The 13944-nt window shown below is 71.2% G+C and carries 15 protein-coding genes; 8 read left to right on the forward strand and 7 right to left on the reverse strand.

The window, feature by feature from the left end; genetic code table 11:
• Nucleotides 1-125 precede the first annotated feature (125 nt).
• The 4 genes from Q3Y56_RS17025 to Q3Y56_RS17040 all read right to left on the reverse strand — a co-directional run bounded on the left by Q3Y56_RS17025 (nucleotide 126) and on the right by Q3Y56_RS17040 (nucleotide 4773).
• Nucleotides 126-1613, reverse strand: coding sequence for a family 2 encapsulin nanocompartment cargo protein terpene cyclase (locus Q3Y56_RS17025; RefSeq protein WP_304462762.1), 1488 nt, complete (start codon nucleotides 1611-1613; stop codon nucleotides 126-128).
• Nucleotides 1614-1678: 65 nt separating this feature from the next.
• On the reverse strand, nucleotides 1679-3109 hold the full coding sequence (locus tag Q3Y56_RS17030) for a family 2B encapsulin nanocompartment shell protein (protein WP_304462763.1): 1431 nt from the start codon (nucleotides 3107-3109) through the stop codon (nucleotides 1679-1681).
• A gap of 253 nt (nucleotides 3110-3362) precedes the next feature.
• Complete coding sequence (locus Q3Y56_RS17035; RefSeq protein ID WP_304462764.1) at nucleotides 3363-3902, reverse strand: DUF2231 domain-containing protein; 540 nt, start codon at nucleotides 3900-3902, stop codon at nucleotides 3363-3365.
• 127 nt (nucleotides 3903-4029) lie between these two features.
• Entirely contained in the window at nucleotides 4030-4773 is a 744-nt protein-coding gene (locus tag Q3Y56_RS17040; RefSeq protein WP_304462765.1) for a PP2C family serine/threonine-protein phosphatase, read from the reverse strand.
• A 215-nt stretch (nucleotides 4774-4988) separates the two neighbouring features.
• Here Q3Y56_RS17040 and Q3Y56_RS17045 point away from each other — a divergent pair, with 215 nt between their 5' ends.
• Nucleotides 4989-7091, forward strand: a complete 2103-nt coding sequence (locus tag Q3Y56_RS17045) for a helix-turn-helix transcriptional regulator (protein ID WP_304462766.1) — start codon at nucleotides 4989-4991, stop codon at nucleotides 7089-7091.
• 39 nt (nucleotides 7092-7130) lie between these two features.
• Here Q3Y56_RS17045 and Q3Y56_RS17050 read toward each other — a convergent pair whose 3' ends face one another.
• Complete coding sequence (locus Q3Y56_RS17050) at nucleotides 7131-7874, reverse strand: HisA/HisF-related TIM barrel protein (RefSeq protein WP_304462767.1); 744 nt, start codon at nucleotides 7872-7874, stop codon at nucleotides 7131-7133.
• A 234-nt stretch (nucleotides 7875-8108) separates the two neighbouring features.
• Here Q3Y56_RS17050 and Q3Y56_RS17055 point away from each other — a divergent pair, with 234 nt between their 5' ends.
• Both Q3Y56_RS17055 and Q3Y56_RS17060 read left to right on the forward strand, forming a co-directional pair.
• Nucleotides 8109-8876: an SDR family oxidoreductase gene (locus tag Q3Y56_RS17055; RefSeq protein ID WP_304462768.1), complete on the forward strand. Its 768-nt coding sequence runs from the start codon at nucleotides 8109-8111 to the stop codon at nucleotides 8874-8876.
• Between the two features lie 87 nt (nucleotides 8877-8963).
• Nucleotides 8964-9437 carry a cupin domain-containing protein gene (locus tag Q3Y56_RS17060; protein ID WP_304462769.1) on the forward strand — a complete coding sequence of 158 codons (474 nt, stop codon included), beginning with the start codon at nucleotides 8964-8966 and terminating at the stop codon, nucleotides 9435-9437.
• A gap of 154 nt (nucleotides 9438-9591) precedes the next feature.
• On the opposite strand, the gene Q3Y56_RS17065 is transcribed toward Q3Y56_RS17060, so the two are convergent.
• On the reverse strand, nucleotides 9592-9981 hold the full coding sequence (locus Q3Y56_RS17065) for a hypothetical protein (RefSeq protein ID WP_304462770.1): 390 nt from the start codon (nucleotides 9979-9981) through the stop codon (nucleotides 9592-9594).
• A 175-nt stretch (nucleotides 9982-10156) separates the two neighbouring features.
• Between Q3Y56_RS17065 and cutA the strand changes: the two genes are divergently transcribed.
• On the forward strand, nucleotides 10157-10489 hold the full coding sequence (gene cutA, locus Q3Y56_RS17070) for a divalent-cation tolerance protein CutA (protein WP_304462771.1): 333 nt from the start codon (nucleotides 10157-10159) through the stop codon (nucleotides 10487-10489).
• 3 nt (nucleotides 10490-10492) lie between these two features.
• On the opposite strand, the gene Q3Y56_RS17075 is transcribed toward cutA, so the two are convergent.
• On the reverse strand, nucleotides 10493-11767 hold the full coding sequence (locus Q3Y56_RS17075; RefSeq protein WP_304462772.1) for a helix-turn-helix transcriptional regulator: 1275 nt from the start codon (nucleotides 11765-11767) through the stop codon (nucleotides 10493-10495).
• Between the two features lie 245 nt (nucleotides 11768-12012).
• Here Q3Y56_RS17075 and Q3Y56_RS17080 point away from each other — a divergent pair, with 245 nt between their 5' ends.
• The 4 genes from Q3Y56_RS17080 to Q3Y56_RS17095 all read left to right on the forward strand — a co-directional run bounded on the left by Q3Y56_RS17080 (nucleotide 12013) and on the right by Q3Y56_RS17095 (nucleotide 13938).
• Nucleotides 12013-12333, forward strand: coding sequence for a hypothetical protein (locus tag Q3Y56_RS17080; protein WP_304462773.1), 321 nt, complete (start codon nucleotides 12013-12015; stop codon nucleotides 12331-12333).
• Nucleotides 12330-12710, forward strand: coding sequence for a hypothetical protein (locus tag Q3Y56_RS17085; protein ID WP_304462774.1), 381 nt, complete (start codon nucleotides 12330-12332; stop codon nucleotides 12708-12710). The genes Q3Y56_RS17080 and Q3Y56_RS17085 overlap by 4 nt, the downstream gene beginning before the upstream one ends.
• Nucleotides 12707-13189, forward strand: a complete 483-nt coding sequence (locus Q3Y56_RS17090; protein WP_304462775.1) for a hypothetical protein — start codon at nucleotides 12707-12709, stop codon at nucleotides 13187-13189. The genes Q3Y56_RS17085 and Q3Y56_RS17090 overlap by 4 nt, the downstream gene beginning before the upstream one ends.
• 86 nt (nucleotides 13190-13275) lie before the next feature.
• A complete protein-coding gene (locus tag Q3Y56_RS17095; protein ID WP_304462776.1) occupies nucleotides 13276-13938 on the forward strand; it encodes a class I SAM-dependent methyltransferase in 663 nt (220 codons plus the stop codon).
• Nucleotides 13939-13944 lie beyond the last annotated feature (6 nt).

The raw sequence follows: 13944 nt of genomic DNA on the forward strand, positions 1-13944 counted from the left end.
GTGATGAGGACGGGCGACCGACCTCGGCTGAGGTCAGGGGGCCGATCCAGCTGGTGTCGGGCAGCCGACCCGGCTGAGGTCGGGCGGCGACTACGGCTGAGGTCAGGTGGCGACTACGGCTGAGGTCAGGTGGTCGGCGCGTAGCGTGCGCTGCCGGCGTGCCATTCGCGGTTGCCGGCCACCCAGAACCACGTCCCGGTCAGGAAGCGGCGCAGCTCCGGTGAGCCGGTGGCGGCGAGCGCGGCGGCCTCGGCCTCGAAGGTGTGCATCAGCTCGTCGTGGATCCGGACACTGCGCTCGACCGCTTCCTCCATCGAGCACTGGTCCTCGGCCGCGATCAGCATGGGCAGGCTGAAGTCCGTGGGGTCTTCCTTGCCCATCGAGTACAGGTCGTTCATGAGCACGGTCGCGGTGCCGGCCAGGTTGAAGGCGCGGCGCACCCGCGGATCGGAGAACTCGGCCATCGGCACCTCGTACCCGGCGATGGCGTCGACCAGCACCATGCACGGGATGAAGCTGTTCTCGTGCCGGTGCATCAGGTACTCCCAGACCGGCGGCCTCAGGCCCTGCGTGTGCCAGTTCGCCTCCTGGTTGTACGCGACGAACATGATGGCCAGCTCGTGGCGGAGCCGGCGCACCTGGGTCGTCGTGGCGTACAGCAGGAGGTTGTCCAGGCAGGAGCGGAGCGCCCGCGCGACCGGGTCGTTCCGCACGACCCGTTCGAGCTGGGGCGCGTACCGCAGCGGGAGCTGGGCCTGGTCGATCACCGAGTGGCAGATCGCGAGGCGCTGGCCGAGCAGTTCGTGGCGGGGCTCCTCCACCTCGCAGTCGACGATGTGGTCGTCGACCGCCCACTCCGACAGCCCGCACTTCGCCGCCGCGAGCAGCCGGTCCGGGTCGTCCGTCTCGGGGTGGGCCAGCATCATCAGGCGCCCGAAGTTGGCCGAACGGACCATGTCGAGCCGGCCAGGGTAGATCCCCACCTCCTCGGCCCACGCCACCAGCCGCTCGTTGACCGCCTCGCCCAGGGCGGGGTCGTCACGGACGGCGGGCGGGCAGTACAGCGCCGGCCGCGACGACGACCGGCTGCCGGCGCCGTCGGAGCTGTCCGTGCTGCCGGAGCCGTTGGTGCCGCCGGGGCTGCCGTGGTTGCCGGGGCTGCCGAGGCTGCCGGAGGAGCGCTCCCTGACCGCGAGGCGGGCGGCGGAGGTGCCCGGCCCCGTGGGCCCGCTGAGCACCGGGAGCCCGGCCGTGGCCGCTTCCGCGGCGGCCTGCTCCGTACGACCGCCGGGGACCGGGGGCTCGACGGCCGGCGACGGGATCAGGGCCCTGGCGGCCGAGGTGCCGAGCCCCGTGGGCCCCGACGGAAGCACCGGCGCGTCCGGTCCCGCCGGCTCCGGACGCGGGGCCGAAGCCGCGTCGGGAGCCGTGTTCGGAGCCGCGTTCGGAGACGCGTCGGGAGCCGTCTCCGCGACTGTTTCCGCGACCGTTTCCGACGGCGGCGCCAGCAGGTCCGGCCTCCCCGGGCGCGCCGGATCGGACAGCAGGGCGCCCACCAGGTCCGCCACCTCGTCGGTGGCCGCGACGGCGGACATCCGAGACAGCAGGGACACCGTCTCAGCCCTCCTTCACTGGCAGCACTGACGGGACTGGCGGCACCGGCGGGTTCTGGTGGCGCTCAGGCACTCGCACCGACCTCGGCGTTCTCGAGGATGCCGATCGCGTCGGGGACGAGGATGGCGGCGGAGTAGTAGGTGCTGACGAGGTAGGAGATGATCGCCTTGTCGTCGATGCCCATGAACCGCACGTTGAGGCCGGGCTCGACCTCGTCCGGGATCCCGGTCTGGTAGAGGCCGATGACGCCCTCGTTCTTCTCCCCGGTACGCATCGCGATGATCGACGAGGTCCCCTTGTCGGAGATCGGGATCTTGCCGCAGGGGAGGATCGGCACGCCCCGCCACGCGGGGATGTGGTGGCCGTCGACGTCGACGCTGTGGAAGTAGATGCCCCGCTTGTTGCACTCCTTGCCGAAGGCCGCGATGGTCCGCGGGTGGGCGAAGAGGTACTGGGTGTTGCGGCGCATGGCGATCAGGTCGTCCAGGTCGTCCGGGGTGGGCGGGCCGGAGCGGGTCGGGATGCGCTGCTCGAAGTCCGTGTTGTTGAGCAGCCCGAACTCGGGGTTGTTGACCAGCTCGCGCTCCTGGCGCTCGCGCAGGGCCTCGATGGTCAGCCGCAACTGCTGCTGGGTCTGGTTCATCGGCTCGTTGTAGAGGTCGGCGACCCGGCTGTGCACCTTCAGCACCGTCTGCGCGACGCTCAACTCGTACTCGCGCGGCTTGAGTTCGTAGTCGGCGAAGGTGACCGGCAGCGTCGGCTCGCCGACGTGGCTGGAGAGGAACTCGATCTCGGCCTCGCCGGACTTGTTCGTCTTCTTGTGGCCGTTGGCGCTGAGCAGTTGGACGTGGGAGCGCAGCGCCGCGTACTGGTCGGCGACCGCCTTGTACGCGGAGTGCGGCAGCGTCAGGATCGTGGTGTGGGTCAGCGCGCGGGCCGTGAACTCCCACTTGCCGCCGGGGTCCTTCATCATCTGGCCGCCGAAGGCGTCGCCGTCGCCCAGCCGGCCCAGGATGGTCTCTGCCTGGTCGTACGCGCCGGTGCCGACCTTCTCCACCTTGCCGTGGGCGATCAGGAAGACGTGGTCGGCCTTCCGGCCCGCCTCCACGATGACCTGGCCCGGCTCGTACTCCTTCTGGACGAACTTCTCGGCCAGCGCGCCCAGCGCGGTGGCGTCGTCGAACCCTTGCAGCAGTGGCAGTTCGGCCAGCTCGGCGGGGATGACGCGGACCTTGGAGCCGTTCTTGTCGAAGGTCACCCGGCCGTCCCCGACGGTGTACGAGAGCCGCCGGTTCACCCGGTAGGCCCCACCGGGCACGTGCACCCACGGCAGCTTGCGCAGCAGCCACCGCGAGCTCTTCGCCTGCATCTGAGGTTCGGACTTGGTCGTGGTCGCCAGGTTCCGCGCCGCCTCGGTGCTGAGACTCAGCCGCGCCTGCTCCTGGTCCTGCGTCTGGGCCTTCCCCGCCGGGGCCGGACGTGTCTCCACTGCCATCGACTGCTTACCTCTCTCCGTTGCGTGCGTTGATCCGCGTGGCTCGTGGTCGGGCCGGGCTTCGAGCCGAGCGACCAGGCGGGATCACGTTCCGTAGAAAGTGGTAACGCATAGTCATCCACAGTCGTGCAAGGCGCGCCTGCCGCGGGACGGCACTCCGCCAAACGCCCTGCCCTGCCGCAGTCGTCGGCGTCAGGAGGCTGGAGGTTGGAGGACCAGACCGGCGGGTGTCGGGCACCCGGCGGGTCTCGGGTCAGCCGGTACGTCCGGAAGTCCCGCGGCGGTACGGGGTGAAGCCCTCCGCCTGGGTCGCCTCGTCCGCGACCCGGACCCCGTAGTGGTAGGCGAGCTTGCCGCCCAGGAATCCGGAGACGCCCAGCACGGCCAGGCTCACGGCGTTCAGCGTGAGCTGTCCCGCCGGCACGCTGCCCGACGGCCCGTCGCTCTGCCGCCACAGGAAGCCGGCCACATAGCCCGCCGTCACCAGCAGGTTCAGCGTCATGTGCAGCAGGCCGACGCGGAACGCGCGGCTGCCGGCCGGGATGACCAGCAGGTCCAGGAAGCCGACCACCGCCGCGACCAGGGCGCCGATCACTCCGATGGCCATCAGCCACATGGCTCCCCGGGACAGGAAGTCGGGGTCGTCCACGATGTGGGAGGCGATGTCGAAGACGAGGCTGCCCACCCAGGCGCCGATCGGCACCGTGACGAGGATCGGGTGGAAGGGATGCCCGTACGGCCCGGCGAGCACGGCGCTGACCGGCCGCTTGGCCTGCGGCGACGGCCCGTCCATGTGACCACCTCCACTGCTCCGCTGGTCTCGTCCCCATGCTGAGGCTCGCCGGGGAGTCCCGCGCGCTGGCGCCCGTGCCCGCGCCATCGGAGCCGCCACGGGAGCCCGCCCCGGGAGCCGGGCGTGGCTAGGCATCGCCGATGCGGACGAGTGCGAGCGTGATGTTGTCGGGGCCGCCCGCGTCGATCGCGGCCTTCCACAGTTCGAACGCCGCGCGGCCGTCGTCGTGCACCCGCAGCAGCTCGCCGAGTGCGTCGTCCGGCACCGGATCGGTCAGGCCGTCGGAGCAGATCAGGTAGCGGTCGCCCACGGAGAGCCCGATCGTCGCCACGTGGGGCGTGACCGCGCTGAAGCCGGGGGTGCCGCCGAGGGTCTGGGTGACGATCGGCGTGGTGCGCTGCCCCGGGGCCAGCGGCGGGTTGTCGTCCACGCTCACCTCGCGGAAGCCGTCCCGTGTCGCGTCGTACACCCTGCTGTCGCCGACGTTGAACGCGAACAGCGACTCCGGCAGGACGACGGCGCCCGCGACCGTGGTGCCCATGGTGACCAGGTCGGGATTGGTGTCGGCGGCCGCGTGGACGGCGCGGTTGCAGACGTTCACGGCGTCGCGTACGGCCTCTTCGGTGTCCAGTGACGGGCCGAGCGAGGCGAGCCGGCGGACGACCAGGGCGCTGGCGACATCACCGGCCGGCTGTCCGCCGAGGCCGTCGGCGACCGCGACGAGGAGCGGCGTGCCGAGGGGGAACAGCAGCGTCTGCGGGTTCTCCGTCACGGTGCCGCACAGGGTCCACGGCCCGACCGCGAGGCTGTCCTCGTTGCGGGCGCGGACCAGCCCGGGGTGGCTCAGTGCGCTGACGGCTACGTACGGCATCGGCGTGCCCACTTCCGCGCGACGGCGGATCCGTTCCTCCACCACCAGTGTGACGCGGCGGCCGTACGATCGGCGCCCGCTGATCCCTTCGCCATTTCCGTCGCGGCCTGTTGCTTCGCCGATCCCTTCGCCCATCGCTTCGCCGGGTTTGCCCGTGTGCCGTACGGGCGGACCATGGAGGGAGGAACCGGCCCCGGCAGCGGGTGGGCAGCCACGTGGACACCGACAGAGCGCTTGCAGCAGAGCTCGAAGAGCTTCAACGGCTTGAAGAGGAGATCGCCTCCGGCGGCGAGGCGCTGGCCCGCGGCGCGTGGGCGAACGCGCGGGCGGCCTTTGAGCGGGCGTTGCACCGCGATGGGGACGCGCGGATGTACGAGGGCGGGGCCCCGCAGCGGTACAAGGGCGGCTCGCGGGCGGGCGCGGCATACGCGCGGGCGTACGAGGGGCTGGGCACGGCGGCGTGGTGGCTCGACGACGCCGCCACGGCGACCGGGGCACGCACGCGGGCCTTCCGGCTCTACCAGGACGCGGGCGACCGCCGCAGCGCGGCCCGCGTGGCCACCGCCCTGGCCATGGACCGGCACGCCGCGGGGGACGACACGGACGCCAGGGGGTGGCTGCGGTGGGCCCGGGGGCTGCTGGAGGGGGTGAGGGCGGATGCCGAGGCCGGGGCGGAGGCCGGGACGGCGTCCCGAGCCGGATCCGCCGCCGAGTCCGGCACCACGTCCGGCGCCGAGCCCGGCACGACATCCGGCACCGCGTCCGGGGCCGAGGCCGGGTGGCTTGCGGTTCGTGAGGCGCAGCTGGCGCTGGCGGCCGACCACGATCCGGAGGCCGCGGTGCGCGCAGCCACCGCGGCCGTGGCGGTCGGCCGGGCCTCGGCCGACCGTGATCTGGAGCTCCTGGGACTGGCCCATCAGGGGCTCGCCATGGTGGGGCAGGGCCATGTCGGGGAGGGGATGCGGCTGGTCGACGGCGCCGCGGCGGCGGCCGTCGCGGGCGAGATCCGGGACCCCGACGCGGCGGCCACCTGCTGCCGCTGTCTCGTGTCCGCCTGCGAGCAGCTCCAGTACTACGAGCGAGCCGCGCGGTCGTGCCGGACCCTGCGGGACCTCGCGGCCCGCTCGCACCATCGGCTGATGCTGTCGATCTGCCGTACGCACGAGGCCGGGGTGCTGTTCTGGCGCGGCCTGTGGCCGGAGGCCGAGGCGGAGCTGGCGACCGCGATACGGGCGCTGGAGGCGACCCGCCCCGCCCGCGCCGCCGAGCCCGTCGTACAGCTGGCGCGCCTCAGGTGCCGGCAGGGCCGGTTCGAGGAGGCGGCGACGCTGCTCGACGGCATCTCCCAGGCGGAGCAGGCGTCCCAGGCGGGCCAAGCGGACCAGACGACCCAGGTGGGCCAGGCGACGCTCCGGGCGGCGCCCGCTGCCGGTCCGCCGCCGCGCGCCCCCGGCGGCATCCCGGCACTGCTGGTCCGCGCGGAACTGGAGCTGGAACGCGGGGACGCGGGAAGGAAGGCGGACGGAACGAGGGACGGAACGGCGGACCGGAAGGCATACGGAGCGGACCGGAACGACCAGAACGCGTACGGAATCGCGGACGGGAGCGCCGCGGCCGCCGCCGACCTCGCCGAGCGGTACCTGCGCGAGCTCGGCCCCACGGCCCGCTTGGAACGCGCCCCCGGGCTGGAACTGCTCGCCCGCGCGAAGGCGGCGACGGGCGACGTACGGGCCGCGGAGGCCGCGGCCACCGAGCTGGCGGCCGTGGCGGCGGACGCGGCGACGGAGCCGATGCGGGCGTCGGCGTGCCTGGCGGCCGGGGCGGTCGCCGCCGCCCTCGGGGACCACGAGAAGGCCGGGCGCCGGTTCGCGGACGCGGTGGACCACTACGGCCGCGGCGGCGTCTTCGAGGCCGCCCGCGCCCGCCTGCGGCTGGCCGACACGCTGGCCGCGCTGGGGCGGGCGCCGGAGGCGGCGGCCGAGGCCCAGGCGGCGTACCGCGCGTTCCACACCCTCGGCGCGGAGCGCGCCGAGGCCGATGCCGCCGCCCTCCTGCGCGGAATCGCGGCGTCCGTGTCGGACCGGACCGACCGTCTCGGCGGTGCCGGTACGCACCTGACACCGCGTGAGGTCGAGATCCTGCGCCTGCTGGCCCGTGGCCTGAGCGACCAGCAGATCGCGGAGGAGCTGTTCCTGAGCCTCCACACCGTCGTACGGCACCTCGACACCATCTACGACAAGCTCGGCGCCGCCGGCAGCGCCGGCAGCGCCGCCCGCGCCAGGGCGGCGGCCTTCGCGCTCACGCACGGCGTGGCCTGATCCGGCCCCGGCTTGCCCCAACTGCTCCGGCTGCCCCGGCTATCGGGCTCTTCCCGCCCCTGGCTCGACGGCGGCAAGGGCTTGCGGCAGGGTGAACGCGTCGGCGTACAGGGCCCGGCCGACGAGGACGCCCTCGACGCCGTGCGGAGCCAGGGCCACGACGGCCCGCAGGTCCTCAAGGGTGGTGACGCCGCCCGCGGCCAGCACCGCCGCGGGCGTACGACCACAGACATCGCGAAAGAGGCCGAGGTTGGGGCCGGACAGGGTGCCTTCCCTGCTCACGTCGGTGACGACGTAACGGGCGCACCCGGCGCGGTCCAGCACGCTCAGGACGTCCCCCAGTTCACCGGAGTCGGCGACAGGCCCGAGCCCGGCCACGCGCAGGCCGCCGCCGGTGCGGCGCACGGGCAGGCTGACGCCGAGCCGTTCGCCGTGCCGGGCGATGGCCGTGGTACACCAGCGGAGATCGGCCAGGGAGCCGCGGCCGAGGTTGAGCCGGGTGCAGCCGGTGCCGAGCGCCCGGGCGAGGGAGTCGTCGTCGACCACTCCGGCACGGCACATCAGCTGCACGTCGATGTCGACGGCGCCGATGACGCGACGGGCCGTGTCGACGTCGAAGCCCCCGCTCCCGTCCTCGGCCATCACCAGGTGCAGCCAGGTGGCGCCCTGTTCCTGGAAGGCGAGGGCGGCCTTGACCGGATCGGTGCGCACCGGCTCCGGCACCTGCCCGTCCTTGACGAGATGCACCACCCTGCCCCCGGCAACGTGGACCGATGGGAACACGGTGAAACCCTCCCGGCGCGCCCGCTTCACAGCCTCCGGCACTCCGTCCCCTCCCGCACGCCTCGTGACCGACTCCGCTTCGCGGGGACCCTAGCCGTCAGGCGAGGATGCCCGCCCCTGATCAGCGATCTCGGCCAGGTGGATGACCAGAACGCCGTCCTTGACGCGCCGCACGCCGCTGGCAGCATTCCGTGCCACCAGCCAACTGGCGGTCGTCCGCAGGGAAGGAGAACCGTGCCACGTGCCCTGGTGACCGGGGGAAGCAGGGGGATCGGCGCCGCGTTCGCCGACCGGCTCGCCGCCAAAGGCTGCGACCTCCTGCTGGTAGGCCGCGACAAGCAGGGCCTGCGCGCCACCGCCACGGCGATGCGCCGGACCCACGGCGTCGCCGCCGACGCCCTCGTCGCCGACCTGGCTCAGGAACAGGACCTGGCCCTGGTGGAGGAACGCGCGGCCGCCGGTGTCGACATCCTGGTCAACAATGCCGGATTCGCTCACCCCGCTCCGTTCCCGCGGGTGCCGGTGGAAGACGAGATCCGCATGCTGCGCGTGCACTGCGAGGCCGTGCTGCGCCTGACCCACGCGGCGCTGCCCGCCATGAACGCCCGCGGCCGCGGCGGCATCATCAACGTCGCCTCCATCTGGGCGCTCTACCCCCGCAGCACGTACGGCGCCTCCAAGGCCTGGATGACGGCCTTCAGTGAGAGCCTGCGCCACGGGAACACCGTCCGGCCCGGTGTCCGCGTCATGGCCCTGTGCCCCGGCTACGTCCGCACCGAACTGCACCAGCGCACGGGCAGGGACATCTCGCGCGTCCCCGGCTTCCTGTGGCTGCCCGCCGCCCAGGTCGCCGACACCGCCCTGCGCGACCTCGCCCGCAACCGGCGCCTCAGCATCCCCGGCACGCCGTACCGGATCCTGGCGGCCCTGGGCGGAATCAGCCCTCGTATCCCCTCCCTGATCCTGACTCACCTCGGCTCCCGTCCCACCCAGCACACCTGAGGCGCCGCCCCACCCATATGGCGGCCTTCGGCCGCGCCCTCCGGTGGGAACCCATGGTGCAGGTCCCCTGAGGAGAGGAGGCGTCCCGTGGCGAAGAACGCCCACGTGCGCCGCAGCGGTGAAGGAAAGGCGTTCTGGATGCTGAACGGCCTTTACGAGGTCAAGGCATCGAGCGATGAGACCAACGGCGAAATGACCGTGATGGAGATGACCATCCCGGAGGGAATGGGCCCGCCGCCCCACATCCACCCCGGGACCGAGAGCGTCTACGTCATCGAGGGGACACTGCGGTACCACATCGGCAACAAGACGGTCGACGGCGGCCCCGGGGACTTCTTCCACATCCCCGAGGGCACATTGGAACGGTTCGAGCCCACCAGCACGACGCGGATCCTGGTCACCTACACGCCGGGCGGCATCGACAAGTTCTTCGAGGAGGCGGGCGAACCCGCCCAACGGCGCGAACTGCCGCCCCAGTCGGACGCGGCACCGGACATCGACCGCCTCATCGAGATCGGCAAACGCCACGGAATCCAGATGCAGCGGATGACCCCCGCCTAGCTCCTGCCGTGGGGCGCTGGTGCGCGCGCCTGGAGGGGCGCACGCACCAGCAACGCGTGCGGGCCGGTTCGCAAGCTCCACACTCACGCACGAGGCGGCCCGACCGGCCCGCCCGTTCTCCGTCGTCGGGCCAAGGCCCGTCCGACGGGTCGGGTCAGGAGAGCCCTCCGGTCTCCCGCAAGTGATCGGTGATCGCATCCCGGCTCCTCATCAACCGCCGGGCAGGCTCCACCAGAACGGAGCCGTCGCGCGACCGCGCGACCTCAGCGAGCAGGCGGTAGACGGGGGCGACCTGATCCTCCAACGACGTGACGAGGTCGAAGGCCCTGCGCGGCCCCACGAGGCGCACCACGGTCCCCTGCCGCCGCACTTGGCCTATGTGGCCATCGACAACCGCCACAACCTCGTGCATGTCGACCTCGCGACCCTCGTCCAGCTGCTCAGCGGTCTGCCGGAGCGTACGTGCGATGTCCGTGGCCGCCTGCAGAAGGTCGGCATACGACTGGAGCGACCTGGCTTCCTGCTCGGCGTGCCGGTCCCGCAAGCGCGGAGGCCACCGGCACTACTTGAGTTGCTATGTCAGCCACGGAGCAGGAGTGTGCCACCCGTGAGCAACGCGCTGCGGTCCCTACTCGACGGGTCACAGCCAGAGTGAATCATCGGGAAGGCCCTCATCGAATCGACCAATGTGTCGTGGCCACGGGGATAGGCTCGCTCGCATGGCTGACTTTCTCCAGGTGTCGACAGCAACGGAGACCCGTGAGCAGGCGGTGGAGCTGGCCCGGTCCGTGGTGATGGCTCGCCTGGCTGCCGGGGCACAGATCGTCGGTCCAGTGGTCTCCGCCTTCTGGCATGAGGGCGAGTTCGGGACCGGTGAGGAGTGGCAACTGCTGCTGAAGACCCGGGCCGACAGGTATCCCGAAGTAGAGGCCCACTTCCTGGCACACCACCCGTGGAAGAACCCGGAGATCTCGGCCGTGCCAATCGTGGCGGGATCGGATGCGTACCTTCGATGGGTGGCTACGACTGTCGAGTCGGTTGCGGCGAAGTGAGCATCAGGTACTGGCCTTCTCCAGGACCTCGGCGACGGCTGGTAGCGCCTGGTACTCGCCGAGCCGCCGCAGTACGGGAGCAAGCCGCTCCCAGGGGCGGGCAGAAGCCACCCCGGCGGAAAGGTCCAATGCGCGCCCCGTGATGGCGGCGGCCTGCTCGATCTCCCCCGCGAAAACGTAGGACTCGGCCAGCCACGACAGGTAGAGGCTCTTGTCTCGTGCGTGGGTGTCGTCGTACTGAGCCAACGCGGTCTCCAGGGCGGGGACAGCACGGAGTGGCCGCCGAAGCTCCGTCCAACACCGGCCGGTCATGATGCGCAGCTCGTTGCGGTCGACCCACGTCACCCAGTCCGGCTGCGGGGTGCCGTCGATCTCAGCGAGCGCGGCCTCCGCGCCGTTGAGGGCGCGCTCTGTCTCAGAGGCGTGGCCCGCGACCGCGTACGCCCACGCAAGCCGCTCGTACAGCAGCGCGCGCACGCCTGGAGCCGCATCGGGACCCGCAATCTCACACGAGCGGGCAGCGATTTCTATCCCGGCTTGCCGATCGCCGTTGACCGTCTGGTAGGCGAGGAAGGCGAGCGCGTTACCTGCGAGCGAGGTATCTCCAGCATCGACCGCGGCCTTGTGGCTGGCCTCGTAAAGCCCGGCTGCGTCTGCATGCCTACCGGCGTCGAACGCGGCCCAGCCAGCTTGCTGCGCTTGCTCGGCCAGTACGGAGAGTAAGGCCCGGCTGGTCTCTTCGGTGCAGGTGGTATCGCGGATCAGAGCCTTCGTGGCCTGGTACTCACCGAGGTAGACCCGGTAGGTGTCCCTGCCTCCGAGTACGTCGTCAAGGCGCCGCAAGCGGGCTGTGCGCTCCCGGAGTCGCTCAGGAAGGTCGCTTCCGACCCGGCGGTGTGCCTGCGGGCGAGTGAGGTCGTGCAACCCCACGGCGAGCCCGGTTCCGGCCGATGCTTTGAAGAACTCCCTGCGCCGCACTTCGTCTCCGTCTCCGTTCGTGGCAGTGGAATGCGCAGGCATGGTGGTGATCCGACCCGGCGGCGAAACCTCCCATTCGCGCGGAGCGAGACCGAGGAGATCGCCAGGGATGCGTAATGCATCGGCAATCCGTGCGATCTTGTCGAATGTGGTCACGCTACCTTGACCACGCGCCAAGGCCCCCACGCGCTCCGGTTTGATGTCGCATTCGGCCGCAATCTTCGAGTAGCTGATCCCGGCCTCGCTACGTGCGAGGAAGAACACCGTGCCGAAATCATGGGTCGCGATCGCGGTTCTCATGTCCGTGCGATCAAGGAGTTCACGCGGGAGCGCCGTGTGCGGCCTGTAAGCGGTCATGAGATGCCTCGTTGCGCATGCTGGTGACAGTGTGTCGCATTGACCTGACAGTCAGCCTACCCATGATGGGGATACCCACGGGCGGGAAGTCAGCAGCTAGACGAGGCAGGACAGTTGGCTTCGATAGACCCCCGCGACCGATGTGCGTCGGTCCGGGGGCGTGGTCAACGCTGCCTTGGAGCGTCAACATGGAAGAGACTATCGCCCGAATCGTTGAGTGGCTGCTGCGGCTGTTACTGCCCGCGCCTGGGCGCCACCGCGCGGCCCACCCTTCGTCCACCACCAGCCTGCAGGGCGCGCCCACGGTCAACCTGCCACCTGCGCCCGCCGCGACGGCGCCTGCCGTGCACGCGGAGGACGTCGCGCTGGTCCGGCCGTACCTCGTCGCACACGAGCGGTGTCAGGAAGCGCGACGTCAGCCCCATCGTCGGCGGACGCTGTGGCTCGCAGTCCATGGCGTCGACGTCGGCACCCGCTGGATTCACGGCGTGAGGGTGGCGGCACGGTGACCGCGCAGCCGCGGCTGCTGCCGTGGCCCGGTCCGGCCGGGCAGCCCGCCTATCTCATCAGTGACGACGGCACCGACAGCCACCTGACGAAGCTCGCCGACGAGATGGAGGCCGTGCAGCTTCGCATGGGCACCGAGATGATCCAGCACGCGCGGATGCTGGTCGATAACCGTAAGGCGGACACCAGAGAACTGCGGTTCCTGGTGAACCGGCTGACCGAGGCGTTGACCGACGCGTTGCGCATCGCCGAGAGCAGAGGCATGCGGCTGGACGCGTTGAGGCCCTCCAGCATCGCTGAACTCCCCGTCTCAACGGCTCCGCAGGGACGGGGCAGCAAGTGCAGCAAACTCCGAAATGAGGAGGAGACCGCACGATGAGTACAGCAGTCCAGACGCGGACCCGTGATCCGCGCGTCATCCTCAACGCGTTAGAACAACGCGTGCCGCACCTGGTCGCGGATGTCGGCGTGGCCGACCTCTGGGAGCGCGAGGTTCGGCTTCTGCTCCGCGACAGTGTGGCGGTCCGCAGCCTCGCCGAACGCATCCTCGGCCAGGGGATCGCCTACCTGATCACCGCCATGGAGAACCCCGGCGTGGACATGGGCGTCGGCTACACCGTGGACATCGGCGTCCATCAGCTCATCCTCGACACACCCGTCTACTTCGCACTGTGCGACGAGTACAACGCAGGGCACTACAAGCACCACGCGCCGCTGGTCGAACGCCGCCGCGACGGCACGGTGATGCGGACCGCCGACCTGTTGCGCAGGAACGGCTTCGACGTCGACGACGAGCTGTGGGAGGTGGACGCCTCGGACTGCTCGCCATGTGACAACAAGGTCCCCGACAGCCACTGAAGCGGCACTAGAGTGCCTGCCCCTGCCCTCCTCCCCGAGGGCCGGGGTTGCCGCCGTATCCCCAACCACCGCACAAGGGACGCCCGTTGCCCGCACGCCACGACATCGACGCCGAACGCGAACTCTGGGACGCCTACGCCGAGAGCACGAAGAAGGACGTGTACGAGTCCGAGCCCGTCTTTCGCTGGACGCAGTACGCCGGGCACGGGCCGGGTCCCGAGTTACTCGGCGAGCCGGGGTCCGTGCTGGAGATCGGATGCGGCACGGGGCGGGCCCTGGCCTACCTCGCGCGGCAGGGGGTCATGGCGACCGGTGTGGATCTCTCACCCGTCATGGTCGCGCGCACGTCCGCACGCTGGGAGTCGACGAGCGCGCGGTTCATCTGTGCCGAGGTACTCGAACACCTCCGCGGCAGCACCGAGACCTATGACGCCATCTACTCGATCTTCGGCGCCGTCTGGTTCACCGACCCGGCCAAGCTGCTCCCCCTGGTCGCGGAGCGGCTGAACCCCGGCGGCGTTCTGGCGTTCTCGCATCCCCCGGCCATCCCCGGGGCGTACGGCCCCCAAGGGATGTACAAGGGCGGGTTCGCGGGCAAGGCCATGTTCACGTACCGCTACAGCCACACACCCCGCAAGTGGGTGAGCCTCCTGCTGCGGGCCGGGTTCGCGGACGCCGACGCGTACGTGCTCGACGCGCCGACGCCCGGGCACATCGGCACGCTGATCGTCCGTGCCGTGGCGAACTGAGACAGC

Origin of the sequence: Streptomyces sp. XD-27, from assembly GCF_030553055.1 — a bacterium.
Classification (GTDB): Bacteria; Actinomycetota; Actinomycetes; order Streptomycetales; family Streptomycetaceae; genus Streptomyces.

Coding starts and splice junctions, on each gene's coding strand:
- Q3Y56_RS17030 (WP_304462763.1), bottom strand. CDS start 3,109: ATGGCAGTGGAGACACGTCCGGCCCCGGCGGGGAAGGCCCAGACGCAG.
- Q3Y56_RS17035 (WP_304462764.1), bottom strand. CDS start 3,902: ATGGACGGGCCGTCGCCGCAGGCCAAGCGGCCGGTCAGCGCCGTGCTC.
- Q3Y56_RS17040 (WP_304462765.1), bottom strand. CDS start 4,773: ATGCCGTACGTAGCCGTCAGCGCACTGAGCCACCCCGGGCTGGTCCGC.
- cutA (WP_304462771.1), top strand. CDS start 10,157: ATGGCTGACTTTCTCCAGGTGTCGACAGCAACGGAGACCCGTGAGCAG.
- Q3Y56_RS17075 (WP_304462772.1), bottom strand. CDS start 11,767: ATGAGAACCGCGATCGCGACCCATGATTTCGGCACGGTGTTCTTCCTC.
- Q3Y56_RS17080 (WP_304462773.1), top strand. CDS start 12,013: ATGGAAGAGACTATCGCCCGAATCGTTGAGTGGCTGCTGCGGCTGTTA.
- Q3Y56_RS17090 (WP_304462775.1), top strand. CDS start 12,707: ATGAGTACAGCAGTCCAGACGCGGACCCGTGATCCGCGCGTCATCCTC.